Source organism: Streptomyces sp. NPDC050504 (assembly GCF_044458065.1).
In the GTDB taxonomy this organism is placed as follows: domain Bacteria; phylum Actinomycetota; class Actinomycetes; order Streptomycetales; family Streptomycetaceae; genus Streptomyces.
Window position 1 is genome coordinate 80,347 of record NZ_JBITHO010000001.1, and the last position, 25,226, is coordinate 105,572.

Here is a 25,226-nt window from a genome sequence, read left to right on the forward strand (position 1 = left end):
GGCGGGGGGGCCGCGCCGGCCGGCGGTGTGGGGCCCGTGGGCGGGGGGCCCCCCCCCCCGCGCCGGCCCCCCCCCCCCGGGGGGGGGGGGGGGCCCGGCGCGACCAGCCCACCACCCGCCCGCACGTGGTCACCCGGCCCCGGCGGGCCCGCCACGAGCCCCCCCCGCTCACCCCGGCGTCAGCCGGAACGCGTCCAGGGCCAGGGTCATCTCGATCAGGTCCCGGGGCCGCGAGAGCGACCTCGCCGTCAACTGTTCGAGCCTCCGCAACCGGTTGAAGACCGTGTTGCGGTGGCAGTACAGCCGCCCCGCAGCCCGCCCCGCCGACCCCCCGCACTCCAGCCACGCGTCCAGCGTCTCCAGCAGCACCGCGCGGTCCGCCGGATCCAGGGTCAGCAGCTCGCCGAACACGCCCGCCACCAGCCGCGCCGCCAGGTCGGGCCGGCTCACCACCAGCGCGGTCGGCAGCCGTTCGTCCAGCCGCACGATGCACGGCGCGTCCGGCCCGCACGTCAGCAGGGCCGTCTCCGCCAGGCGCCGCGCCGGGCCCAGCTCCGCCAGGCTGTGCACCACGGGGCTGATCCCGCCCGTCCCCGGACACCGGTCCACCAGCAGCGCGGCGAGCGCGTCCAGCGGCGCGTCGCCCAGCGCCACCACCGCCACCTCGCAATCCGTCCGCATCCGCCAGAAGAACCGCATCCCGTCCGCCTCCGCGATCCGGTGGAACGGCGCGTGCCGGTCGACCCGCAGCAGCGCCACCGCGTACCTGCCCTGCTCCGGCAGGTCGAGACCGGCCGCGGCGCGGGCTGCGAGGCCCGGCGTCGCACCCCCCTCCAGCAGCGCGTCGAGAAGCGCCTGCACCCGCTCGTCGGTGCGCCGCCGCAACTCCTCCTCCGTCCTGCGGTACGCCTCCGCCACCGTCGCCGCCTCCCGGTCCACGCCCGCCCACATGTGCGACGCGGTGTGCACCAGCAGCGGCAGCGCGTCCGGGTCCTTCTCGCCGACGATCTCCAGGAGTTCGTCCCAGATCAGATAGCCCGCCTGCCGGTACGCGTAGAGCAGCAGCTCCAACGGCAGCCCCTGCTCGGCCCGTTCGCGCCCCAGCTCCTGTGCGTACTCCAGGTCGCGCCTCGGCGCCGAGCGCGTCGCGGCCAGCGCCTCGATGCCGTAGCGCATCGCCTCGCTGATCTGCCGCCAGTGCTCGTCCCTCGGCACGGCGATGTCGTACTGCGGCGAGTGGCCCCGCAGTTCCTCGACGAGCTGGTCCGCGAGCCTCGGCACGCGCTCCAACAACAGGCGCGAGGAGCTCAGCAGGACCGACCATTCGCGTTCCGTACGCGCTCTGCGGCCGCCCATGGCTGGTGAGGATGCCAGCGCGGGCCGCCCCTGCCCAGGTCCCGCGCGGGCCATGCGTCCCCCGGAGCCGCGCCCGCTTGTGCCCGTGCACAACCGGGCGGCTCCTTTGCTGGTCATCGGCAGCGATTCGGGCGCGGCCGGTGGACGGTGACACGAGTCGACTGCTGGTCTGTGCCCCCACGGGCCGCGAGGCCCGGTGGCAGAGGGAGGGGGCGGGGCGGTGGCCGCAGCTCTGGAAGTCAGCTCGCTCTCCGTGTCGTACGGGCCCGTGCGCGCCCTGCACGACGTGTCGCTGACGGTGCCCGACGGCGCGATCACCGCGGTGCTCGGCGGGAACGGCGCGGGCAAGACCACCCTGCTGCGGGCGATCTCGCGCACCCTCGCCTTCCACCGGGGCGCGGGGACGGGCTCCATCCGCTTCGGCGGGATCGCGCTCGACGGCCTCGGCGCCGCCCGGGTCGTCGCCGCCGGGGTCGTCCAGGTCCCCGAGGGGCGGCAGGTGTTCGCGCGGATGACCGTCGCCGACAACCTCAGGGCGGGCGCGCTCGGCAGACGGGACGGCCGGGGCCCCGGCGGGCGCCGCGCGAGCGCCGCCGCGCTGGCCCGCGTCCACGCGCTCTTCCCGGTCCTCGCCGACCGCGCCCACCAGCGCGCCGGGCTGCTGTCAGGCGGCGAGCAGCAGATGCTCGCGCTGGGCCGCGCGCTGATGGCGGGCCCCCGGCTGCTCCTGCTGGACGAACCCTCCCTGGGCCTCGCCCCGTTGATGGCGCGGCGCATCGCCCAGACCGTACGGGAGATCAACGCGGCCGGCACGTCCGTGCTCCTCGTCGAGCAGAACGCCGCGATCGCGCTGCGGCTCGCCTCCACCGCGTACGTGCTCGAAGTCGGCGAGGTCGCGCTGCACGGCCCCGCCGCCGAACTCGCCGCGTCCGACGAGGTGCGGCGGCGCTACCTGGGAGTGGTCGACGAGGACGCGGCGAACGACGCGGTACGGGCCGAGGCCGACGCGCCCCGGCTGCGCGGGTGGACGCCGTGAGCGGGGGAGCGCGGAAGAGCGGCCCCGCCCCGGCGGGCGGGGCGCCCGCCCTCGTGGCGCGCGAACTGACCGTGCGCTTCGCCGGGCTCACCGCCCTCGACGCCGTCTCGTTCACCGTCGAGCCCGGCAGCGTCCACGCGCTCATCGGGCCCAACGGCGCGGGCAAGTCCACCTGCTTCAACGTCCTCTCCGGGGTCTACCGCGCGACGTCGGGCCGCGTGCTCCTCGGCGACACCGAACTGACCGGACTGGCCCCGCACCGCATCGCCGCGCTCGGCGTGGCCCGCACCTTCCAGAACCTCGCCCTGCCACCCCGCGCGACCGTCGCCGACAGCCTCCTCCTCGGCCGCCACCGCCTCACCCGCACCGGCTTCATCGCCGCCGGACTGCGGCTGCCGGGCGCCGCCCGCGAGGAGCGGACGCACCGGCGGCGCGTCGCGGAGATCGCCGACTTCATCGGGCTCGCCGACGCCCTCGACAGGCCCGCGGGCGCCCTGCCGTACGGGCAGCAGAAGCTGGTGGAGCTGGGCCGCGCGCTGTGCATGGAGCCCAGCGTGCTGCTGCTCGACGAGCCCGTCGCGGGCATGACCGCCGACGAGCGGCGGCGCACGGCCGCGGTGGTCGCGGGCGTCCGCGACAGCCTCGGCATATCGATCGTGCTGGTCGAACACGACATGGGGGTGGTGATGCGGCTCGCGGACGCGGTGACCGTACTGGACTTCGGCCGCCGGATCGCCGGGGGCACGCCCCAGGAGGTGCAGCGCCACCCGGAGGTGCTGCGCGCCTACCTGGGCGACCCTGGGCCCGACGTCCCCGGAGAGGCCGGCGCCCCCGGAGAGGCGGGCGCCCCGTGACCACCTTCGTCGAACTGCTCATCGGCGGCCTCTCCGCCGGTTCCGTCTACGCCCTGATCGCCCTCGGCTTCGTCGTCATCTTCAAGGCCACCGAGGTCGTCAACTTCGCCCACGCCTCGCTGCTCCTCGCGGGCGGCTACCTCACCGCCGTGCTCCACGAGGACCTGGGCTTCTGGCCCGCGCTCGCGGTCGGCATCGCGGGCGCCGCCGTGGTGGGCGCGGCCGTCGAGTTCCTGGTGATGCGCCGCTACCGGGGGAGCGACACGAGCGTGCTCGCGATCGTCACCATCGGCGTCGACATCCTCCTCACCACCGACCTCACCCGCCGCATCGGCACCGACGTGCTCTCGCTCGGCGACCCCTGGGGCAACCGCGTCGTCACCGTCGGGGACGTCACCGTCGCCCAGACCAGGATCGCCGCGTTCGTCGCGGCGGCGCTCCTGATCACCGTGTTCCTGCTGGCGTTCCGCCGCACCAGCTGGGGCGTCGCGATGCGGGCCGCCGCCGAGAACCCGAACGCCGCCGCCCTCATGGGCGTGCGCCTCGGTCGGGTCTCGCTTTCCGCGTGGGCGGTCGCGGGCGCGCTCGCCGCCGTCGCCGCGCTGTTCCTGACCGTCTTCCCGACCCCCGGCCTGGAACGCACCACGTCGCTCGCCGCGCTCAAGGCGTTCCCCGCCGCGATCCTGGGCGGCCTCGACTCCACGACGGGGGCGCTCGCCGGCGGCCTGATCGTCGGCGTCACCGAGGCCCTGGCGACCGGCTACCAGTCGGACCTGTCCTTCCTGGGGCGCGGCATCGGCGAGCTTGCCCCGTACCTGGTGATGGTCGCGGTGCTGCTGGTGCGCCCCGCCGGCCTCTTCGGCACGAAGGAGCCGGTCCGTGTCTGAACCCCCGCCCCCCAGGACCCCCGACGGGCCCCCGCGCGTGACCACGGCCCCGCGCCGCCCCGTCCCGTACCACCGGCCCGTCGCCGCCCTCGGCGCGGTCCTCCTCCTCGCCCTCCCCTTCTACCTCGACCGCTTCTGGCTCCAGGCCGGGCTCTTCGCCATGGCCGCCGCCATCGGCGCCATCGGCATCAACCTCCTCACGGGCGCGACGGGCCAGCTCTCCATGGGCCACGCCTTCTTCCTCGCCGTGGGCGCGTACAGCTACTGCGTCCTCGCGGGCGGGCCGACCACCGAGAGCGGCCACCGCCTCACCGGACTCGGCCTGCCGGGGTGGCTCGCGGCCGTCCTCGCCGTGCTCGTCGCGGGCGCGGCGGGCGGCCTGTTCAGCCCCATCGCGGGGCGGCTGCGCGGCGCGTACCTCGGCATCGCCACCCTCGCCCTGATCTTCATCGGGCAGCACGTCCTGTTCAACGCCCGCGACCTCACCGGCGGCTTCAACGGCCGCGCCGTGCCCCCGCTCTCCCTCTTCGGCATCGACTTCGACGACTCCGTGACCGTGGTGCTCGGCGTCCCCTTCCAGTCCTCCGAGAAGCTCTGGTACGCGGCGCTCGCCGCCCTCGTGGGCTGCGCGCTCTTCGCCCGCGGCGTGCTCCGCTCCCGTCCCGGCCGCGCCATGAACGCCATCCGGGACCACCGCGTCGCCGCGGGCGTGATGGGCGTGCCGGTCGCCCGCTACCGCGCCGCCGTCTTCGTCCTCTCCTCGATGTACGCGGGGCTCGCGGGCGTCCTGGTCGCCCTGGTCTTCCAGCGCACCGTCCCCGAGTACTTCGGGATGATCCTGTCCCTCGAATACCTCGCCATGATCGTCATCGGCGGCCTCGGCACCGTCGCGGGAGCCGTCGTCGGCGCCGCGTTCGTCTCGCTCCTCCCGCAGTTGCTCACGCACTACAGCGACTCGCTCCCGCTGGTCTCCGCCCCGGGCACGGGCGGCGTCTCGCCGGGCGAGGCGTCCCGCTATCTGTACGGAGCCGCGGTCGTCGCGGTCGTGCTGTTCCTGCCCGGCGGCCTCACGCGACTCATCACCCCAGGGGAGAAGAAATGAAGCCACGTGGGTACGCGGCGCTGTTCGCCGTCCTCGCCCTGACCGTCGCCGGGTGCAGCGACAAGGCCAAGGACGGGAACGAGGGCGGCGGGGACGAGGGCGCCGGAGGCGTGAAGACCGGCAAGGGCGTCACGGACAGGACCATCGCCCTCGGCGCCCTCACCGACATGACGGGCGTCTACGCCTCGCTCGGCAAGAGCGTCACCCAGGCCCAGCAGCTCTGGGTGAAGCGGACCAACGCGGCGGGCGGCATCTGCGGCCGTACGATCGGGCTGACCGTCCGCGACCACGGCTACGACCCGCAGCGCGCCGTCGCCGGCTACACCGAACTGGAGCCGAAGGTGCTCGGCTTCACCCAGTTCATCGGCTCGCCCTTCGTCGCCGCCGTCAAACAGCGCGTCGACGGCCGGGACAAGGGCCTGGTCCTGCCGCAGGCGTGGTCGGCCGCGCTGCTCGGCTCCGCGTACGTGCGCGTCGTGGGCGCCACGTACGACATCGAGACGATCAACGCGGTCGACTTCCTGCTGTCCGAGAAGCGCATCGCCAAGGGCGACAGGATCGGCCACGTCTACTTCGAGGGCGACTACGGCGAGAACTCCCTCGCCGGATCCAGGTACGCGGCGAAGCAGGCCGGGCTCACGGTCGTCGAGCAGAAGATCAAGCCCACCGACAACGACATGTCCGCGCAGGTCGCCGCGCTCAAACAGGCGGGCGTCAAGGCCGTCCTGATCAGCGCGGGCCCGCGCCAGGCTGCCTCGCTGGTCGGCGTCGCCGCCGCGACGGGCTGGCGCGTCCCCGTCGTCGGCAACGGTTCCGCCTTCGCCCCCCAGCTGTTGAAGACCCAGGCGGGCCCCGCCCTCGCCCAGGACTACTACGTCGCGGCCTCCTCGCTGCCCATCGGCGACCCGGGCGCGGGCCCCGCGAAACTGGCGGCGGAGTACGCGGCCGCCTACCCGAAGGACGTGCTCGACAACGGCGTCGTCGCGGGCTGGACGGCCGCTTCGGTGTTCGGCGAGGTGCTGAAGAAGGCGTGCGCGGCCAAGGACCTCACGCGCGAGGGCGTCGGCAGGGCGCTGCTCTCGCTGAATTCGTACGACAACGGCTTCGGCGTCAGCCACGACTTCTCCGACCCGGCGGGGCCCTCGACGAAGCAGAGCGTCATCATGAAACCGGACCTCGTGATCAAGGGCGGGCTCAAGGTGGTCAGGCCCGCGGCGGCGGCGAAGGCGGCCGAGGGGTTCACGCCGGGCGGGTAGCCCGCCGCATTCCCGTTAGAGTCCGTGTGTGCGAATTCGCGAGGCTTGTCCCGAGGAAGCTGTACGACTCACCGACCTGGTGCTGCGCTCCAAGGCGCACTGGGGGTACGGGGAGGCGTTCCTGGAGTCCTGCCGTGACGAACTCACCATAGCGCCGCACGAGGTGACGGCCCGTCGGACGGTCGTCGCCGAGCGGGATCCCGACGGGGTGGTCGGCTTGGCCACGCTGGAGGGCACCGCCCCCGACGGCAGCATCGGCATGCTCTTCGTCGAGCCCTCGGAGATCGGCAGCGGCGTGGGACGGCTGCTGTACGGGCACGTGCTCGCCGCGGCCCGCGAGGCGGGCTTCACCCGGCTCACCATCGAGTCCGACCCGCACGCGGAGGGCTTCTACCGGGCGATGGGCGCGCGCCGGGCGGGCGAGTCGGCCGGAACGCTGCGCGCCCTGCCCCGCTACGAGGTGAGCATCGCGCCCCGCGAGGGCTGGCTGCGCGCCTGGACGGGCGAGCGGCGGGCCGTCCACCTGGGCAACGCCGCCCAGTTCCAGGGCGGTTTCGCGGAGCTGTCGCCCGCCGCGCGGCGCGGCAGCGCGCACTACGCGAGCCTGGCCGCGCTGGCCAGCCCGCACCCGGCGGCCGTGGTGCTGCCCGGCCGGGTCGGCGAGGCGTGGCTGGCGACCGTCGGCCGCGAACTGGCCTGGGGGCAGGTCGAGTTGTACGAGGAGGTCGCGGACCCGGTCGCCGAGGTGCTGCGGCGGCCCGCCCTGGAGAGCCATCTGCGCGGACTCGGCCTGCCGTTCGTGCCGTGGGGCCACACCGCGCAGAGCGGACGCCTCACCGGGTACGCACCGCCGAAGGACGCCTTCCGGTACGAGGGGAAGAGCGCGGCCAACGAGCTGTTCCGCACCCTGGCCCCGCGCTGCCCCGGGATCACGGTCCCCGAGCAGTGGCGGGCGCCGACGCGGCGCGCCGCGGCCCGGCTGCTCTCGGCGCGGGCCCGCGCCGGGGCGGTCACGGTCGTGAAGGCGGAGCACGGCGCGGGCGGGGCGACGACGCGCATCACCTCCGCCCGTCGGCCGCGCGCCGTCCTGCGCGCGCTCCCCAAGGGGCCGCTGCTGCTGGAGGAGTTCGTCGGCACGGCGGGCCCGCTGCGCGACATCACCTTCGACGGGGTCGTCGACGCGGACGGGACGGTCCACGAGGTCGGCGTCGCGGAGATGCGGGTGCGGGACGCGGTGTACCTGGGCGCGACGGTGGGGCCCGGCTCCGTGCCCGGGGAACTCGCCGCCGTGGCACGCGGGTTCGGCGTCCTGGTCGGCGGGGCACTGGCCGCGGCGGGGTACCGGGGGTGGTACGACGTCGACTACGTGGTCGGTACGGGCGGCCTCGCGCCCACCGAGACGAACCTGCGCCTGACGGGACCCGCCGTGGCGTTCATGGCCAAGGCCCGCCTCGACGAGGTGCGCGGCGGGGAGCACGTGGTGCGCGCGGTCGACCGGGTCGTGCTGGGCGCGCGGCTGCCGGAGCGGGAGCTGCTGGAGCACCTGCGGTCCGTCGGGGAGACGTGCGCGGGGATCGGCGCGACGCTGATCCCCACGATCCCGACGGCGTCCTACGAACCGGAGCCGTACGCGGGGGTGCTGGTCGCTGCGCGGAGCCGGGCCCAGGTGGACGCGGCGGAGGCACTGCTCCGCGTCCGGAGCGGCGAACTGGCGGAGATGTTCCTGTGAGGGGTGCGGGGCGCGGGGTGCGGGGGGCGCGGGTTCCGCTGCGCGGGGCGTCCCCCACCCCGCCCCTTTTAGGGGCGCGGGGAACTGCGCGAGGGTGGGGCACATGCCGCGCGTACCCAACCGGCCCCGCAGGGCCCCCGGAGGGTTTCGGGAAGGGGCGGGTAGGGGAACGCCCGCCGCAGGCGGAACGGCGCCCCCGGGCAACGGGCCCCACGAGGGACGTGACCCCGCCCCCGCCTCACCGCTCCCGGGGGCGGTACGAGGCCCAGACCGCGACCACCACCCCCGCCAGCATCAGCGGCACGTTGAACACGTACACGAGCGCCGCCTGCCGCCCCCAGTCGTCCTTCGCCGCCAGCCGGTAGGAATTGTCCTGCGGCCACCACGACACGAGCAGCCACACCACCGCCAGGTGGGCCGCCACCGTCAGCCCCCTGGGCTTCCCCTGCCGCCGCATCAGGGGGTACCCGCTCAGCAGGAACGCCGTGCCCGCCCCGAAGGCGAGCCACTCCGCGACGTACAGCATCCGGAAGAGCCCCGCCCACGGCGCCGGCACCGCGCTCACGTCCGTCGAGCCGGGCCAGAACACCCCCGTGAGGAACGCCGCCAGGACCGTCGCCACCACCGGCACCAGCGCCCACTGCGCGACCTCGGGCGGCAGGTCCCCGCCCGCACCCTTCCCGCCCCCCGAGGCCCGGCCCGAGCCCGGAGCCCGCTCGCGCGCCGGGCGGGGCAGCGCGCTCCGCGTCACCTTCCCCGCCCGGTCGCGCGGCAGCGACGCCACCGTCACCACCCGTTCCGGTACGTCCGCCGAAGGGACGAGTCCGGTCAACAGCTTCCGCAGCTCCGCCACCCCGGTGCCGGTCCTGCCGCCGCCGCCCTGCCGCGGCACCACGTACGCGACCAGCTCGCCGTCCGCCTCCGTGACGACCGCCTCCCGCACCCCGGGCACGCTCGCCAGCGCGCTCTCCACCCGATAGGTGTCGACGGTCCGGCCGCCCAGGTTGACGCGGTCCGCCCGTCTGCCCCGGAACTCCAGCGGACCGGCCGCCCCGGCGGCCCCGGCAGGCGTCTCGCGGCCGAAGTCCCCGGTCGGCACGGGGTCGCCGCCCTCCGGAGGCGTCAGCCAGATCTGTCCCTTGCGCAGCTGCGCCCCGCACCCGGGGAACGGCCGCCCCACGTAGGAGACCCGCTCGGGCGCCTCCACGGGCCCCGCCAGCTGGTCCGTGCCGAACCACGTGCCGCACCCGGCGACCTCCGCCGTCCCGTACACGTTCAGCACCCGCGCCCCGGGCGCGAGCAGCCCCTGGAGCCGCGCCTGCTCCGCGAGGCCGAGCCGCTCGCCGCCCACCGACACGAGCCGCAGCCCCCGGCGCGGCCGCTCCAGGGCCCGTGCGGCCTCCAGCGGGTCCGTGTCGAGCACGGTGCACCCCTCGGCCCCCGCGGCCCGCCAGGAGGCCACCAGCGTGGCGCCCGCGCCCAGCGTCCGTATCCAGCCACCGGTGAACGCGGCGGTGTCCGGGGCAGCGGTCACCAGGACGCGGTCCCGGTCGTCGAGCCCGTACACCTCGGCCCAGCTTCGGTACGCGGCGGTCAGGCGGGCGTGACTCAGCGTGACCGCCCGGGGTTTCCCGGCCGCCCCGGCGGTGACCAGCACGGCCGCCGCCGCCGCTCTGCGCGGCGCCGCGGGACCGCCCCCGTCGTCCCCGTCGCCCGCGGCGCCGTCCTCGACGTCCTCCAGGCAGAGCGTCGGCCGCCCGCCCCCGTCGGCCCCCCGCTCGTCCACCCTCGGCAGGTGCACCGCGTGCGTCACGACGGCCGCCGCCTTCACGAGGTCCAGCCGCGCCCGCACCTCGCGCCCCGGCTCGTGCGGCGCGACCACCGCGTACGCCCCGCCCGCCCTGAGGGCGCCCAGGACGCCCACCAGGACGTCGGGCAGCTTCACCGTGCACACCGCGACCACGCCGCCCGGCCGCAGCCCCTGCGCCCCGAGCCGGGCCGCGAGGCGCCGGGCGCGCCGGTCCAGCTCCCCGTACGAGAGCCGTCCGCCCTCGGTCAGTACGGCGGTCCTGTCCGGGGCCTCGCGCACCCGCTCCTCGATCAGCGTCGATAAGTCCGTCGTTCCCCTGGCCGTTCCCCCAGTCGTCATGACCGAGGATCATCCCAGAGCCCACCGACATTGGGGAGGGCGGCGGCGGGGCGCACGCGGACGTGCGAGGGCCCGGGTGCCGTCCCCCCTGCACCCGGGCCCTCGTCGTGTCATCCGTACCGCTACGGCAGCTGCGCCGCCCGTGCCTCGCGCCGGTTGCCCCGGAAGGTGTTCACGCGCCGCGCCGTGGCGAAGAGCGGGATCACCGCACCCAGGACGACCTGGAGCGCGCAGCCGGTCTGGAGCAGCAGCTGGCCGCCGGGGGCGTCGAACGCCCACGCCGCCAGCATGCCCATCGCGCCCACGATCCAGCTGAGCATCGCGACCGCGAGGATGCCCCGCGGCTTCGGGTACTCGACCCGGCTGACCATCAGCCACGCGACGCCGATCACGGCGAGCAGCGTGGGGATGAAGGGCAGCTCCAGCAGGACGATCGAGACGACCGTCAGCGCCCCGAAGGGGCTCGGCATGCCCTGGAACATGCCGTCCTTCATGGTCACGCAGGAGAACCTGGCGAGCCGTAGCACCACCGCGAGCAGCACCACGATCGCGGCGACCGCCGCGACCCGCTGGTGGGCGTCGTCCGCGACCATTCCGTACACGAGCACGAAGTAGGCCGGGGCGAGCCCGAAGCTGATCAGGTCCGAGAGGTTGTCCAGCTCGGCGCCCATCGGCGAGGAGCGCAGCTTGCGCGCCACCAGGCCGTCGCAGAGGTCGAAGATCGCCGCGAGGAGCATCAGGATCACGGCGGTCGCGGCGCTGTGCCGCGCCATGCCGGTCTCCTGGCTGCCCTGGAGGTGCGGAATCAGGATCCCGGTGGTGGTGAAGTACACCGCCATGAAGCCGCACGTGGCGTTGCCGAGGGTGAGCGTGTCCGCTATCGACAGCCGCAGTGACAGCGGCATGTCCTCGGACTCGTCCTGCTCCTCGGCCTCGGGGACCCAGTTCGCCTGTGTGTCGGGATCAATCACGGTCAATTCGAGTCACCCCCGCGGTAGTGGTCTGGCCCACCTCGACCGCGACCTCGACACCTTCCGGGAGGTAGATGTCGACCCTGGAGCCGAAGCGGATCAGACCGATGCGCTCGCCTTGCTCGACCTTGGTGCCCTGGGGCACGTACGGCACGATGCGACGGGCGACCGCACCCGCGATCTGCACCATCTCGATGTCGCCGAGCTCGGTGTCGAAGTGCCAGACGACCCGCTCGTTGTTCTCGCTCTCCTTGTTGAACGCGGGAACGAAACCACCGGGGACGTGCTCGACGGACGTCACCGTGCCGGCCAGCGGCGCGCGGTTGACGTGGACGTTCAGCGGGCTCATGAAGATGGCGACGCGGGTGCGCCCGTCCTTCCACGGCATGATGCTCTGCACCACGCCGTCGGCCGGAGAGATCACCCGGCCCTGGGTGATCTCGCGCTCGGGGTCCCGGAAGAACCAGAGCATGCCCGCCGCGAGAGCGGTGGTGGGCACGGCCACGGCGGCCCAGCGACCGGACTTGCGGGCCCGTGCGAGGCTGAGCGCCGCGGTGGCGACGGTCGGCAGGAGCCACGGCGATGCTCCGCGCGCGAGGCGTACGCCGACGAGGCTGTCGCGAGGTGCAGAGGTTTGGCTGTGGGGCATGGATGACCTTCGTAGCGGATGGTGCCGCGCTGAGTAACGGGGGACGGCGGCGAATTGCTTGGCGTTTCCCGCGATGCTATCGGTTGCGGCCCGCAACTGGGCAAGCCAGCGGCGGAGTCTCGCGGCTTGAAGGCACCGAATCGCCATGACAGGGTGTGATCTTCTTCGCGGTCAAATCACCACCAAGCGGACAATCAACCCTGGGCTCGGTACTCTTCGAGCAGTCGGCGCCCAATGATCATTTTCTGGATCTCGGCGGTCCCCTCACCGATCAGCAGCATCGGTGCCTCCCGGTAGAGCCGCTCGATCTCGTACTCCTTGGAGAACCCGTAGCCGCCGTGGATGCGGAACGCGTCCTCGACCACTTCCTTGCAGTACTCGGACGCGAGGTACTTCGCCATCCCCGCTTCCAGGTCGTTTCGTTCCCCGGAGTCCTTTTTGCGTGCTGCGTTCACCATCATGGCATGGGCGGCCTCGACCTTGGTAGCCATCTCGGCCAGCTTGAACTGAATTGCCTGGTGCTGGGCGATCGGCTTGCCGAAAGTGTGACGTTGTTGGGCATATGAGACACCCAGCTCGAACGCACGCTGTGCGACTCCGCAGCCACGCGCCGCTACGTTGACGCGGCCGACCTCGACGCCGTCCATCATTTGGTAGAAACCGCGCCCGGTCGTGCCCCCGAGGACCCGATTGGCCGGAATTCGCAGTCCGTCCATGATGAGTTCGGTGGTATCGACGCCCTTGTAACCCATCTTGTCGATCTTGCCCGGGATCGTGAGGCCGGGGCGGACCTCGCCGAAGCCCGGCTCCTTCTCCACGAGGAAGGTCGTCATCGATCTGTGGGGGGCGGTCCCCTCGGGGTGTCCTTCGTCACTCCGGCACAACACGGCCACCAGGTTCGACGTCCCGCCGTTCGTGAGCCACATCTTCTGGCCGTTCAGGACGTACTCGTCGCCGTCCCTGACGCCCTTGGACGTGATCGCCGACACATCGGAGCCCAGGCCCGGCTCCGACATCGAGAACGCGCCACGCACCTCGCCCAGTGCCATCCGCGGCAGGAAGGCGTCCTTCTGCTCCTGCGTGCCGTGCTGCTTGAGCATGTACGCCACGATGAAGTGCGTGTTGATGATGCCGGACACCGACATCCAGCCGCGCGCGATCTCCTCCACGCACAGCGCGTAGGTGAGCAGCGACTCGCCGAGGCCCCCGTACTCCTCGGGAATCATCAGCCCGAAGAGCCCGAGCTCCTTGAGCCCCTCGACGATCTGCGTCGGGTACTCGTCGCGGTGCTCCAGCTCGGTGGCGACAGGGATGATCTCCTTGTCGACGAACTCGCGGACCGTCTTCAGGATCTCCTGCTGGACGTCGGTCAGACCGTGGGTCTGGGCGAGACGGGACATGGCTACTTCCCCTGTTCCTTCAGCTGCGGGCGGCCGGGCTGCTCGCCGCCGCGTTCCTTGACGTACGTCTCGGTGGGGACCATCACCTTGCGGCGGAACACGCAGACCAGCGTGCCGTCCTGCTTGTACCCCTTCGTCTCGACGTACACGATCCCGCGGTCGTTCTTCGACTTCGACGGGGTCTTGTCGAGGACGGTCGTCTCGCCGTAGAGCGTGTCGCCGTGGAAGGTCGGCGCCACGTGCCGCAGCGACTCGATCTCCAGGTTGGCGATCGCCTTGCCCGAGACGTCGGGGACGCTCATGCCCAGCAGCAGCGAGTAGACGTAGTTGCCGACGACGACGTTCTTGCCGAAGTCCGTCGTGTTCTCGGCGTAGTTGGCGTCCATGTGGAGGGGGTGGTGGTTCATCGTGAGGAGACAGAAGAGGTGGTCGTCGTACTCCGTGACCGTCTTCCCCGGCCAGTGCTTGTACACGGCGCCGACTTCGAACTCCTCGTAGGTGCGTCCGAACTGCATGTCGCTCAGGCCTCCGGGATCTCGAAGGTGGAGGTACGGGTCATGCCGGCCGCGCGGCCCTTGCCGGAGACGACCAGCGCCATCTTGCGGCTGGCCTCGTCGATCATCTCGTCGCCGAGCATCGCGGAGCCCTTCTTGCCGCCCGCCTCCGACGTGCAGTACTTGTACGCGTCCAGGATCAGCTCGGCGTGGTCGAAGTCCTCCTGCGACGGCGAGAAGATCTCGTTGGACGCCTCGACCTGGCCCGGGTGCAGCACCCACTTGCCGTCGAAGCCCAGCGCCGCGGCGCGCCGGGCCACCTCGCGGTAGCCGTCCACGTTGCGGATCTGGAGGTAGGGGCCGTCGATCGCCTGGAGGTCGTTGGCGCGGGCCGCCATCAGGATCTTCATCAGGATGTAGTGGTACGCGTCCGCGCCGTAGCCGGGCGGCTGCTCGCCGACGACCAGCGACTTCATGTTGATCGACGCCATGAAGTCGGCCGGGCCGAAGATGATCGTCTCCAGCCGCGGGGACGCCTCGGCGATGGCGTTGACGTTGTTGAGGCCGCGCGCGTTCTCGATCTGCGCCTCGATGCCGATCTTCCCGACCTCGAAGCCCATCGTCTTCTCGATCTGGGTGAGCAGCAGGTCCAGCGCGACGACCTGCTCGGCGCCCTGCACCTTCGGCAGCATGATGCAGTCGAGGTTCTGGCCCGCGCCCTCGACGACCGTCACGACGTCCCGGTACGTCCACTCGGTCGTCCAGTCGTTGACCCGTACGACCCTGGTCTTGCCGGTCCAGTCGCCCTCGTTGAGGAACTTCACGATGGTGTGCCGCGCCTCGGGCTTGGCGAGCGGCGCGCAGGCGTCCTCCAGGTCGAGGAAGACCTGGTCGGCGGGGAGGCCCTGGGCCTTCTCCAGGAAGCGCGGGTTGGATCCGGGGACCGCGAGGCAGGAGCGGCGCGGGCGCAGTCGGTTTACCTGGGTCATGCGGGAACCTCCAGAGGGTCGAGCTTGTTCGCTTTTCGGATCTCGTCGACGATACGACCGATGATCTCCGTGATGCCGAAGTCCTTCGGGGTGAAGACGGCGGCCACGCCGGCCCGCTTCAGTTCCTCGGCGTCGGCGGGCGGGATGATGCCGCCCGCGATGACGGGTATGTCGGCGGCGCCCGCCTCGCGGAGCCGCTCCAGCACGTCCGGCACCAGCTGGGCGTGCGAGCCGGAGAGGATGGACACGCCCACGCAGTGCACGTCCTCGGCGAGCGCGGCGTCCACGATCTGCTCGGGCGTGAGCCTGATGCCCTGGTAGACCACCTCGAACCCGGCGTCGCGGGCGCGCACCGCGATCTGCTCGGCGCCGTTGGAGTGCCCGTCCAGGCCCGGCTTGCCGACCAGCAGGCGCAGCCGTCCGCCCAGTTCGTCGCCGGTCCGCCTGACCTTCTCGCGGACCAGGGCGAGCGGCGTGCCGGGCTCGGCCGTCACCGCGACCGGCGCGGAGGAGACGCCCGTGGGGGCGCGGTACTCGCCGAACACCTCGCGCAGCGCCCCGGCCCACTCGCCGGTGGTGACCCCGGCGCGGGCGCACTCCAGGGTGGCCTCCATGAGGTTCCCGGTGCCCGCCGCGACCTCCTTGAGGCGGTCCAGCGCCTGGCGGACGGTGGGGAAGTGGAACGGGTCGCCCATGCCCTGGCGGTCGGAGGACTCCTGGCGGGTGGTGCGCCAGTCGCCGACGGCCCGCACCACGCGCGCCTCGACGGCCGGGTCGACCGTCATGATCGCGCCGTCCAGGTCGGCGGTGAGCGGGTTCTCCTCGGTCGTCTCGAAGATGTTCACGCCGACGATCTTGTCGTCGCCCGCCTCGATCCTGGCCCTGCGCTCGGCGTGCGAGGAGACGAGCTGCGACTTGAGGTAGCCGGACTCGACGGCGGCCATCGCGCCGCCCATCTCCTGGATCCGCTCGATCTCGGTCAGGCACTCGGCGACCAGGGCGTCCACCTTGGCCTCGACCACGTGCGAACCGGCGAAGATGTCCTCGTACTCCAGCAGGTCGCTCTCGTGCGCCAGCACCTGCTGGATGCGCAGCGACCACTGCTGGTCCCAGGGGCGGGGCAGGCCCAGCGCCTCGTTCCAGGCGGGCAGTTGCACGGCCCGCGCGCGGGCGTCCTTGGAGAGCGTCACGGCCAGCATCTCCAGGACGATGCGCTGCACGTTGTTCTCCGGCTGCGCCTCGGTCAGGCCCAGGGAGTTGACCTGCACGCCGTAGCGGAAGCGGCGCTGCTTGGGGTTGTCGATGCCGTACCGCTCCAGCGCGATCTTCTCCCAGATCCGGCCGAACGCCCGCATCTTGCACATCTCCTCGATGAAGCGGACGCCCGCGTTCACGAAGAAGGAGATGCGGGCCACGACGTCGCCGAACTTCTCGGCCGGGACCTGTCCCGAGTCGCGCACCGCGTCGAGGACGGCGATGGCGGTCGACATGGCGTACGCGATCTCCTGGACCGGCGTCGCGCCCGCCTCCTGGAGGTGGTACGAGCAGATGTTGATCGGGTTCCACTTGGGGATGTGGGAGACCGTGTACGCGATCATGTCGGTCGTCAGGCGCAGGGAGGGTCCCGGCGGGAAGACGTGCGTCCCCCGGGACAGGTACTCCTTGACGATGTCGTTCTGCGTCGTGCCCTGGAGCGTGGCGATGTCCGCGCCCTGCTCCTCGGCGACCACCTGGTAGAGCGCCAGCAGCCACATGGCGGTGGCGTTGATGGTCATCGAGGTGTTCATCTGTTCCAGGGGGATGTCCTGGAACAGCCGCCGCATGTCGCCCAGGTGGGAGACCGGGACGCCCACGCGGCCGACCTCGCCGCGCGCGAGGACGTGGTCGGGGTCGTACCCCGTCTGGGTCGGCAGGTCGAAGGCGACCGACAGGCCCGTCTGCCCCTTGGCGAGGTTGCGGCGGTACAGCTCGTTGGACGCCTCGGCCGTGGAGTGACCGGCGTAGGTCCGCATCAGCCACGGCCGGTCCTTCTGACGCTCAGTCATGATCGTGTGCTCCCCGAGGAGTTCAGACGTTGCGGAAGCGGTTGATGGCGTCGATGTGCTGGGCGCGCTTCTCGTGGTCGCGCACGCCGAGGCCCTCCTCGGGGGCGAGCGCGAGGACGCCGACCTTGCCCTGGTGGAGGTTGCGGTGGACGTCGTACGCGGCCTGGCCGGTCTCGTCGAGCGAGTAGACCTTGGAGAGCGTCGGGTGGATCTTGCCCTTGGCGATGAGGCGGTTGGCCTCCCACGCCTCGCGGTAGTTGGCGAAGTGCGAGCCGATGATGCGCTTGAGCGACATCCACAGGTAGCGGTTGTCGTACTCGTGCATGTAGCCGGAGGTGGAGGCGCAGGTGGTGATGGTGCCGCCCTTGCGGGTGACGTACACCGAGGCGCCGAAGGTCTCGCGGCCCGGGTGCTCGAAGACGATGTCGATGTCCTCGCCGCCGGTGAGTTCGCGGATGCGCTTGCCGAAGCGCTTCCACTCCTTGGGGTCCTGGGTGCGCTCGTCCTTCCAGAACCGGTAGCCCTCGGCATTGCGGTCGATGACGGCCTCCGCGCCCATCGAGCGGCAGATGTCGGCCTTCTGGTCGCTGGAGACGACGCAGATGGGGGTGGCGCCGCCGGCGAGCGCGAACTGCGTCGCGTACGAGCCGAGTCCGCCGCTCGCGCCCCAGATCAGCACGTTGTCGCCCTGCTTCAGGCCCGCGCCGTTGCGCGAGACCAGCTGGCGGTACGCGGTGGAGTTCACCAGGCCGGGGGCCGCGGCCTCCTCCCAGCTCAGGTGCCGCGGCTTGGGCATCAGCTGGTTGGACTTGACCAGGGCGATCTCGGCGAGGCCGCCGAAGTTGGTCTCGAAGCCCCAGATGCGCTGCTCGGGGTCGAGCATCGTGTCGTTGTGGCCGTCGCTGGACTCCAGTTCGACGGAGAGGCAGTGCGCGACGACCTCGTCGCCGGGCTGCCAGGCGTTGACGCCTGGTCCGGTGCGCAGGACGACGCCCGCCAGGTCGGAGCCGATGACGTGGTACGGCAGGTCGTGGCGCTTGCTGAGGTCGCTGAGCCTGCCGTAGCGCTCCAGGAAGCCGAAGGTGGAGACCGGCTCGAAGATCGAGGTCCAGACGGAGTTGTAGTTCACGGAGGAGGCCATGACGGCCACCAGGGCCTCACCGGGGCCGAGTTCGGGCACGGGGACGGACTCGACGTGCAGGGACTTGCGGGGGTCCTTGTCGCGGCTGGCGACCCCGGTGAACATCTCGGCCTCGTCCTTGTGCACCGTGACGGCGCGGTATGACTCGGGGACGGTCAGGGCCGCGAAGTCGGCGGCGGTGCTGTCCTGCGACTGGATCGCGTCCAGGATGTGCTTCACGGTGGTTCCTCCGGATGGTTCGCGCCGAGGGAAGCGCGGATGAGGGTGCTGGGGTGGAGGTGTGCCGTCGGTTCGGCCGGTGGTGCTGGGTGCTGGCAGAGCGCTGGGTGTGGCGCGGGAGGTTGCCTGTGACGCAGGCGTCCGGGCGCACCGGTCGATGACCGGTGGGGACAGCCGGCGCACGAGCTGTCCCGGTGCGCCGGCCGCCCGGACAACATCAACGTATGGCACCTCGTGACACCTGGCAAGGCACTCAGTGCCAAGAATTTCCCTCAGTTGCGGATTGGCCCGCGCATATGAGCGATGATCGATCGAATGCCGCTCCAGGCAGGGGTTCCGCGGGGTCGGCCGAAGCGTTCCCGGGTGTGGTCACGAGGTCCGGGAAACGCCATCGAGCCCCCGCACCGGGGCCGGTGCGGGGGCTCGATGGCACGCAGTGCCAGGGGTTGGGCGGGGGCGTCTCAGCGCTGCTTGAGCGCCTTCTCGATGGTGCGCATGATCTCCGGCAGCGGTGCGTCCGTCCGGGCCACCGTCACCAGCACCTCGCCCTCCCGCGCGCTCGTCACCGCCGGGGCCCGGTCCTCCTGCGGGGCCGTGCGGCCCGCGCCGATGCCCGTGCCGAAGGTCTCCCTGACGATCTCGAAGGCGTGGTCGAGCTGGGTCTCCACGTCGCCCTGGCCGCCCGCCCGCAGCCAGCGGCGCAGCACGTGGTTGTGCGCGGTGACGACGGCGGACGCCGCGACCTCGGCCAGCAGCGGGTCGTCGTTGCCGTCGTGGTGGTCGCGCTCGTCGAAGTGGCCCAGCAGGTAGCGGGTGAACAGGCGCTCGTAGCGGGCGACGGAGGCGATCTCGGCCTCGCGCAGCGTGGGCACTTCGCGGGTCAGCTTGTAGCGGGCGACGGACACGGCCGGCTTGGCCGCGTACATCTTCATGACTTCCTTGATGCCCCGGCAGACGGTGTCCAGCGGGTGCTCGTGCGCAGGGGCCGCGTTCAGCACCGCCTCGGCGCGTACGAGGGTGTCGTCGTGGTCCGGGAAGATCGCCTCTTCCTTGGACCGGAAGTGGCGGAAAAAGGTGCGTCGGGCGACTCCGGCCGCACCGGCGATCTCGTCGACGGTCGTCGCCTCGTAGCCCTTGGTGGAGAAGAGCTCCATCGCAGCGGCCGCGAGTTCGCGCCGCATCTTCAGGCGCTGCGCCGCCGCGCGACTGCCCGCGGCACTTTCCGGGGCGTCGGCTGCGGAGGACGTACGGGAGTTCTTCGCGGGCTGGGACATGAGCTGAACGTACTGCATTGATGCAGGAGAGTGCGCCTGTGGGGGCGGACCGCCGGAAGGATCCAGCAGCCCGCCCCACCCGGCGCCGGGGTCAGCGCCTGGCATATTCGCGGAATCCGCGCCCCGTCTTGCGTCCCAGGCAGCCGGCCGCCACCAGGTGCTCCAGGAGCGGCGCGGGCGCCAGGCCCGGGTCGCGGAACTCCGCGTGCAGCACCTTCTCGATCGCGAGCGAGACGTCCAGCCCGACGACGTCCAGCAGCTCGAACGGGCCCATCGGGTAGCCGCCGCCCAGCTTCATCGCCGCGTCGATGTCGTCCAGCGTCGCGTAGTGCTCCTCGACCATCTTGATCGCGTTGTTGAGGTACGGGAAGAGCAGCGCGTTCACGATGAAACCGGCCCGGTCGCCGCAGTCCACCGGGTGCTTGCGGATCTCGGCCGTGACCGCCCTGACCGTGGCGTGGACCTCGTCGGAGGTGAGCACCGTGCGGACCACCTCGACCAGCTTCATCGCCGGGGCCGGGTTGAAGAAGTGCATGCCGATGACGTCCCGCGGGCGCGAGGTGGCGCGGGCGCAGGCGACGACCGGCAGCGAGGAGGTGGTGGTGGCGAGGATCGCGCCCGGCTTGCAGACCTTGTCGAGCGTCCCGAAGAGCTGCTGCTTGACCGCCAGGTCCTCGGCGACGGCCTCCACCGCGAGGTCGACGTCCGCGAACGCGTCGAGCGAGGCGGCCGGGGTGATCCGGGCCAGCGCCGCGTCCCTCGCGTCGGCGCTCAGCCGTCCCTTGTCGACCGAGCGCGCCAGCGACTTGGCGATGCGGGCCTTCGCCGCGTCCGCCTTCTCCCGGCCGCGCGCGGCCAGCACCACCTCGTACCCCGCCTTGGCGAAGACCTCCGCGATGCCCGACGCCATGGTGCCCGAGCCCGCGACGCCCACGGAGCGCACCCCGTGCGCGACGGGCTCCCCGCCGCTCGCGGCCGGGGTGAGCGCGTCGGGCACGACGACCGCCGAGCCCGCCGCCTCGTAGGTGTAGAAGCCGCGCCCCGCCTTGCGGCCGGTCAGACCGGCCTCGCTGAGCTGGCGCAGGATCGGCGCGGGGGCGTGCAGCCGGTCGTGCGACGCGCTGTACATCGCTTCGAGCACGGTCCTGGCGGTGTCGATGCCGATCAGGTCGAGCAGGGCGAGCGGGCCCATCGGCAGGCCGCAGCCCAGCTTCATCGCGGCGTCGATGTCCTCGCGGGACGCGTAGTTGGACTCGTACATCGCGGCGGCCTGGTTGAGGTAGCCGAAGAGCAGCCCGTCCGCGACGAAGCCCGGCCGGTCGCCGACGGCCACCGGCTCCTTGCCCAGCTCCAGGGCGAGCGCGGTGACGGCGTCGACGGCGGGCGGCGCGGTGAGCACCGACGAGACGACCTCGACGAGCTTCATGGCGGGCGCCGGGTTGAAGAAGTGCAGGCCCAGCACGCGCTCGGGGTGCGCGGACTCGGCGGCGAGCCGGGTCACGGACAGCGCGTTGGTGCCCGTCGCCAGGATGGCGGTGGGCGCGACGATCGCGTCGAGCTCGCGGAAGACGCGCTGCTTGAGCTCGTACGACTCCGGGACCACCTCGATGACCAACTCGGCGGTGGCGGCGGCCCCGAGCTCGGCGGAGGTGCGGAAGCGGGAGAGGAGCGCGGTGCGCTCGTCCTCGGTGATCCGGCCGCGCGTCACGGCGCGCGCGGTCGACGCCTCGACGGCGGCGACGGCGCCCCGGGCGGCGTCGGCGCTGATGTCGATGCCGATGACCTCGCGGCCCGCGCGGAGCAGGACCTCGGCGATGCCGGCGCCCATGGTGCCGAGGCCGACGACGGCGATGGTGGAGAGAGGGGTGTCCATTGGCGGACTCCAGGAGATGAGTGACGACTGGGACGGCGGTGCGGCGGCGCGCGATGCGGCGGTACGCGGTGCGTGTGCGTGGAGAACCCGTCGGGTGCGTGAACACGCTCGTGGCGTACGGGTGTTGAGGGTGCGGCCCTGTCCCGGGGCCGTACTGGGTGCTGCGACTCGATGCGGTGGACCGCGTGCTTCGACTGCCGAACCGACGAACACTCGTGGCGGCTGCGTCACCAGGCCGCCAGGAGCAGGGCAGTCGCGGGGTGTGCCCCGCTCACTTGAGATTAACCGGCGAGTAACGAGCGCGCCAGCCCCGCGCGGTACCGGTGACATGTGATCTGCGCCGCGTGGCGGGCCGGTGTGCTGGCTACGCTTCCGACCATGGACGAGGAGTTGCGGTCGCTCGCGGACCGGTTGCGGGACGAGGCGGGTCCTTCGGCGGACGCGGTCGCGGCGTGCGACCGGCTGGTCGCGACGGCGGACCTGGAGGCGCTGGCGGGGGTGCTGACCGCCGCCGAACAGCCCCTGTGGGCGCGGGAGGTCGCGGCGTTCCGGCTGGGGTGCGCGGGGGACCGGCGGGCGTTCGAGGCGCTGGTGCTGCTGCTGAACCACCGGGACCCCGAGCGGTGCGTCTCGGCCGCGCACGCGCTGGAGATCCTGGCGGACCCGCGCACGCCCCGGGCCGCGGCCGCGCTCGCGACGAACGAACTGCGGGCGGCGTACGCGCTGATGCCGGTGCGGCTGCTGACGAGGCTACGGGCCCCGGAGTCGGTGCCGGCCCTGATCACGGCGCTGCGCAGGAGGCTGGTGCCGGGGGACCCGCACTGGCGGGTGGGGCTGGCGTGCGTGGAGGGGCTGGGGGAGCTGCGGGACGAGCGGGGGCGGGGGGTGCTTGAGGCGGCGGTGCGGCACCCGAAGCTGGGGATCGTGGCGGTCATCGCGCTGGAGCGGTTGCGGGGGCAGGTGGACGGCGGCGGGGCGGGGGCGGGGCTCCGCTGAGCAGGCGGCGCCCCGCCCCGGCCGGGCGTCTCAGCGCAGGGACGCGTACGCCCCGGCCGCACCCCCCGCACCCACTTGCAGACGAAAAAACCTTAACGGGAGGGTCTGACACCGTTCGTGCTCGATCGAGGGCCCTGCCCGGCTACGGGAGCCCGCGTGCGTACCGCACCTCGGGGACCACCGTCCCGTCCACCTCCCACGGCTCCTCCGCCCCGTCGAACACGAATCCCGCGCGTTCGTAGAACCGCCGCGCCCGCGCGTTCTCCCGCAGCACCCAGAGCCGCACCTCGGTGAACCCGGCCCCCGACACCCGCTCCAGCACGTCCGCGAGCAGCGCCCGGCCCACGCCCGTGCCGACGCGCTCGGGCCTGAGGTAGATCGCGTACAGCTCGCAGGTCCCCGCGATGCGCTCGCTCCCCTCGCGGTACGGTCCGTACGCGGCCCACCCCACGACGCCCGTGCCGTCCTCGGCCACCACGTTGGTGACCGCCGGAGCCGTGGGCCCCGCCAGGAACTCGCGCCGCCGCGCCGCGTCCGCCGCCGCGTCCATCGCGTCGAGGTACGACCGCGGCACCAGCCCCGCGTACGCCGCCCGCCAGCCCGACACCCGCAGCTCCGCGACCGCCTCGCAGTCGTCCGGGACGAGGTCGCGCACCACGAGGGACACGCTCAGCGCCCTTCGGGGACGATCGCGAAGGCCTCGATCTCCATGAGGAGTCCGGGCCTGAACAGCGCGGACACCTGCACCGCCGAACTGGCCGGGAGCCGCGTCTCGTCGAACACCTCGTTCCTGGCGGTCCGCACGGCGGGCAGGTGCGCGAGGTCCGTCATGAAGTACGTCAGCTTCACCACGTCCGCCAGGGTCGCGCCGGCCTCCGCGAGGCAGCGGCGCATGTTCTCGAACACCTGCCGCGCCTGTGCCTCGGGGTCGCCCTCGCCGACGACCGCGCCCTGTTCGTCGAGGGAGCACTGGCCGGACACCGCGACGAAGCGGCCGGTGCCCCAGACCACGTGGCTGTAGCCGGTGCCGGGCGCGACGCCCTCGGGCGCCAGTACGTGGGTGAGATGTGAGTTCGTCGTCATGCGGCCATCCTCGCGCAGCCGTTCAGAGCAGCGTGAGCTGGGTCGGCCCCGCGTCCGGCGCGGGCACGGGGCGCCGCGGGACGCGCCGCGCGGCGGCCTGCCGGGAGGGCCCGATGCCGAACTCCTCGGCCAGCTCGTGCACGTACCCCGTGATCCGCCGCTGGTACCACTTGGGCGCGTAGGCCCCTTCCGCGTACAGCCGCTCGTAGCGCCGCACCAGGTGCGGGTGGTGGCGCGCCAGCCAGGCCGTGAACCACTCCCTGGCGCCGGGCCGCAGGTGCAGGACGAGCGGGGTGACCGAGGTCGCCCCGGCCGCCGCGACCGCCCGCACCGTGGCGCGCAGCTGGTCGGGGTGGTCGCCGAGGAACGGGATCACGGGCGCCATCAGCACCCCGCAGTCGAGGCCGTGGTCGCTCAGCGTCCGTACGGCGTCCAGACGGCGCGCGGGCGAGGGCGTGCCGGGCTCGACCGTGCGCCACAGCTCCTCGTCGACGAAGCCGACGGACATGGACACGCCGACCTCGGTGACCTCGGCCGCCTGCTTCAGCAGCTCCAGGTCGCGCAGGACCAGCGTGCCCTTGGTGAGGATCGAGAAGGGGTTGGCGTGGTCGCGCAGCGCCTCGACGATGCCGGGCATCAGGCGGTAGCGGCCCTCCGCCCGCTGGTAGCAGTCGACGTTCGTGCCCATCGCGATGTGCGCGCCGTGCCAGCCGCGCGAGCCGAGGTGGCGGCGGAGCAGTTCGGGGGCGTTGACCTTGACGACGATCTGCGAGTCGAAGCCGAGGCCCGTGTCGAGGTCGAGGTAGCTGTGCGTCTTGCGGGCGAAGCAGTAGACGCAGGCGTGCGTGCAGCCCCGGTAGGGGTTGACGGTCCACTCGAAGGGCATGCGGGACGCCCCGGGCACCCGGTTCACGATCGAACGGGCCCGGACCTCGTGGAAGGTGATGCCGCGGAACTCCGGGCTGTCGAAGGTCCGGGTCGTGACCGAGTCCGCCGCGAAGAGCGCGGTGCTCGGGGACTGGTTCGTGTGGGTGGGGTCGTCCGCCAGATGGTCCCAGCGCATCGCGCCTCCTCGGTAGCACTGACCCCAGAATAGAACAGGTGTTCCCTTCTTTCCCGCAACCCCGATTTTGAGCGGCCGTGCCCCAGGTGATTGGCTCTGGGCACCCCGAGCGGGCACCCCGAACAACGAGTGCTGGAGGAACAGGCATGGCGCAGGTCGAAGCCACGACGGAGCGGATCATCGCGGCGGACGCGGAGACGGTGTTCGACACGCTGGCCGATTACCAGGAGGCCCGCGGCGAGCTGCTGACCGAGCACTTCAGCGAGTACGAGGTGCGCGAGGGCGGCGACGGCGAGGGCACCCTCGTCCACTGGAAGCTCCAGGCGACCAGCAAGCGCATCCGCGACTGCCTCCTGGAGGTGACCGAGCCGACGGACGGCCAGCTCGTCGAGAAGGACCGCAACTCCTCGATGGTCACCACCTGGACGGTCACGCCCGCGGGCGAGGGCAGGTCCCGTGCGGTCGTCACCACCGTCTGGAACGGCGCGGGCGGCATCGGCGGCTTCTTCGAGAAGACCTTCGCCCCCAAGGGCCTCGGCCGGATCTACGACGCCGTGCTCGCCAACCTCGCGGCCAAGGTCGAGAAGTAGCCTCGGGCACTCACCGGTTCGGGTGGATTTCCGTACCCGCCCCCGTGGTCCGTCGTAAGGCTCCGACCGG

Annotated in this window: 22 protein-coding genes; 8 read left to right on the forward strand and 14 right to left on the reverse strand. The window is 72.5% G+C overall.

What is annotated here, in order from left to right:
* Positions 1–168: 168 nt before the first annotated feature.
* Complete coding sequence (locus tag ACIBNE_RS00305; RefSeq protein WP_399267801.1) at positions 169–1,356, reverse strand: PucR family transcriptional regulator; 1,188 nt, start codon at positions 1,354–1,356, stop codon at positions 169–171.
* 220 nt (positions 1,357–1,576) lie between these two features.
* Here ACIBNE_RS00305 and ACIBNE_RS00310 point away from each other — a divergent pair, with 220 nt between their 5' ends.
* The 6 genes from ACIBNE_RS00310 to ACIBNE_RS00335 are packed head-to-tail and all read left to right on the forward strand — an operon-like array spanning position 1,577 to position 8,220.
* A complete protein-coding gene (locus ACIBNE_RS00310; RefSeq protein WP_399267803.1) occupies positions 1,577–2,392 on the forward strand; it encodes an ABC transporter ATP-binding protein in 816 nt (271 codons plus the stop codon).
* 53 nt (positions 2,393–2,445) lie between these two features.
* Positions 2,446–3,246, forward strand: a complete 801-nt coding sequence (locus tag ACIBNE_RS00315) for an ABC transporter ATP-binding protein (protein ID WP_399269971.1) — start codon at positions 2,446–2,448, stop codon at positions 3,244–3,246.
* Positions 3,243–4,133: a branched-chain amino acid ABC transporter permease gene (locus tag ACIBNE_RS00320; protein WP_399267805.1), complete on the forward strand. Its 891-nt coding sequence runs from the start codon at positions 3,243–3,245 to the stop codon at positions 4,131–4,133. Before ACIBNE_RS00315 ends, ACIBNE_RS00320 begins: the two co-directional genes overlap by 4 nt.
* Positions 4,126–5,235, forward strand: coding sequence for a branched-chain amino acid ABC transporter permease (locus tag ACIBNE_RS00325; RefSeq protein ID WP_399267807.1), 1,110 nt, complete (start codon positions 4,126–4,128; stop codon positions 5,233–5,235). The genes ACIBNE_RS00320 and ACIBNE_RS00325 overlap by 8 nt, the downstream gene beginning before the upstream one ends.
* Positions 5,232–6,491, forward strand: coding sequence for an ABC transporter substrate-binding protein (locus ACIBNE_RS00330; RefSeq protein ID WP_399267809.1), 1,260 nt, complete (start codon positions 5,232–5,234; stop codon positions 6,489–6,491). Before ACIBNE_RS00325 ends, ACIBNE_RS00330 begins: the two co-directional genes overlap by 4 nt.
* 28 nt (positions 6,492–6,519) lie before the next feature.
* Positions 6,520–8,220, forward strand: coding sequence for a GNAT family N-acetyltransferase (locus tag ACIBNE_RS00335; RefSeq protein WP_399267811.1), 1,701 nt, complete (start codon positions 6,520–6,522; stop codon positions 8,218–8,220).
* A 238-nt stretch (positions 8,221–8,458) separates the two neighbouring features.
* Here ACIBNE_RS00335 and ACIBNE_RS00340 read toward each other — a convergent pair whose 3' ends face one another.
* The 10 genes from ACIBNE_RS00340 to ACIBNE_RS00385 form a co-directional block, all read right to left on the reverse strand.
* The gene (locus tag ACIBNE_RS00340; RefSeq protein ID WP_399267814.1) at positions 8,459–10,369 is read right to left on the reverse strand and encodes an AMP-binding protein; all 1,911 of its coding nucleotides are present in this window, start codon (positions 10,367–10,369) and stop codon (positions 8,459–8,461) included.
* 122 nt (positions 10,370–10,491) lie between these two features.
* Positions 10,492–11,346: a CDP-diacylglycerol--serine O-phosphatidyltransferase gene (gene pssA / locus ACIBNE_RS00345; RefSeq protein WP_399267816.1), complete on the reverse strand. Its 855-nt coding sequence runs from the start codon at positions 11,344–11,346 to the stop codon at positions 10,492–10,494.
* Entirely contained in the window at positions 11,333–11,989 is a 657-nt protein-coding gene (locus ACIBNE_RS00350) for a phosphatidylserine decarboxylase (RefSeq protein ID WP_399267818.1), read from the reverse strand. Before ACIBNE_RS00350 ends, pssA begins: the two co-directional genes overlap by 14 nt.
* Before the next feature lie 194 nt (positions 11,990–12,183).
* Positions 12,184–13,389, reverse strand: a complete 1,206-nt coding sequence (locus ACIBNE_RS00355; protein WP_399267820.1) for an acyl-CoA dehydrogenase family protein — start codon at positions 13,387–13,389, stop codon at positions 12,184–12,186.
* Between the two features lie 2 nt (positions 13,390–13,391).
* A complete protein-coding gene (locus tag ACIBNE_RS00360) occupies positions 13,392–13,904 on the reverse strand; it encodes a MaoC family dehydratase (RefSeq protein WP_399267822.1) in 513 nt (170 codons plus the stop codon).
* A gap of 5 nt (positions 13,905–13,909) precedes the next feature.
* Positions 13,910–14,872, reverse strand: coding sequence for an HpcH/HpaI aldolase/citrate lyase family protein (locus tag ACIBNE_RS00365; protein ID WP_399267824.1), 963 nt, complete (start codon positions 14,870–14,872; stop codon positions 13,910–13,912).
* Complete coding sequence (locus ACIBNE_RS00370) at positions 14,869–16,917, reverse strand: protein meaA (protein ID WP_399267826.1); 2,049 nt, start codon at positions 16,915–16,917, stop codon at positions 14,869–14,871. Before ACIBNE_RS00370 ends, ACIBNE_RS00365 begins: the two co-directional genes overlap by 4 nt.
* Positions 16,918–16,939: 22 nt before the next feature.
* A complete protein-coding gene (gene ccrA / locus ACIBNE_RS00375) occupies positions 16,940–18,277 on the reverse strand; it encodes a crotonyl-CoA carboxylase/reductase (protein WP_399267828.1) in 1,338 nt (445 codons plus the stop codon).
* A gap of 461 nt (positions 18,278–18,738) precedes the next feature.
* Positions 18,739–19,551, reverse strand: coding sequence for a TetR family transcriptional regulator (locus tag ACIBNE_RS00380; RefSeq protein ID WP_399267830.1), 813 nt, complete (start codon positions 19,549–19,551; stop codon positions 18,739–18,741).
* Between the two features lie 91 nt (positions 19,552–19,642).
* On the reverse strand, positions 19,643–21,424 hold the full coding sequence (locus tag ACIBNE_RS00385; RefSeq protein WP_399267832.1) for a 3-hydroxyacyl-CoA dehydrogenase family protein: 1,782 nt from the start codon (positions 21,422–21,424) through the stop codon (positions 19,643–19,645).
* A 378-nt stretch (positions 21,425–21,802) separates the two neighbouring features.
* Between ACIBNE_RS00385 and ACIBNE_RS00390 the strand changes: the two genes are divergently transcribed.
* Positions 21,803–22,420 (forward strand): HEAT repeat domain-containing protein, encoded by a 618-nt coding sequence (locus ACIBNE_RS00390; RefSeq protein ID WP_399267834.1) that lies wholly within the window; start codon positions 21,803–21,805, stop codon positions 22,418–22,420.
* Between the two features lie 142 nt (positions 22,421–22,562).
* On the opposite strand, the gene ACIBNE_RS00395 is transcribed toward ACIBNE_RS00390, so the two are convergent.
* Genes ACIBNE_RS00395 through ACIBNE_RS00405 form a run of 3 tightly spaced genes read right to left on the reverse strand, consistent with a single transcriptional unit; the run spans position 22,563 to position 24,566 of the window.
* Positions 22,563–23,087: a GNAT family N-acetyltransferase gene (locus ACIBNE_RS00395; RefSeq protein ID WP_399267836.1), complete on the reverse strand. Its 525-nt coding sequence runs from the start codon at positions 23,085–23,087 to the stop codon at positions 22,563–22,565.
* Positions 23,088–23,089: 2 nt separating this feature from the next.
* Positions 23,090–23,503 (reverse strand): RidA family protein, encoded by a 414-nt coding sequence (locus ACIBNE_RS00400; protein ID WP_399267838.1) that lies wholly within the window; start codon positions 23,501–23,503, stop codon positions 23,090–23,092.
* A 22-nt stretch (positions 23,504–23,525) separates the two neighbouring features.
* Complete coding sequence (locus tag ACIBNE_RS00405; RefSeq protein ID WP_399267840.1) at positions 23,526–24,566, reverse strand: Rv2578c family radical SAM protein; 1,041 nt, start codon at positions 24,564–24,566, stop codon at positions 23,526–23,528.
* A 146-nt stretch (positions 24,567–24,712) separates the two neighbouring features.
* Between ACIBNE_RS00405 and ACIBNE_RS00410 the strand changes: the two genes are divergently transcribed.
* On the forward strand, positions 24,713–25,156 hold the full coding sequence (locus ACIBNE_RS00410; protein ID WP_399267842.1) for an SRPBCC family protein: 444 nt from the start codon (positions 24,713–24,715) through the stop codon (positions 25,154–25,156).
* Positions 25,157–25,226: the final 70 nt, after the last annotated feature.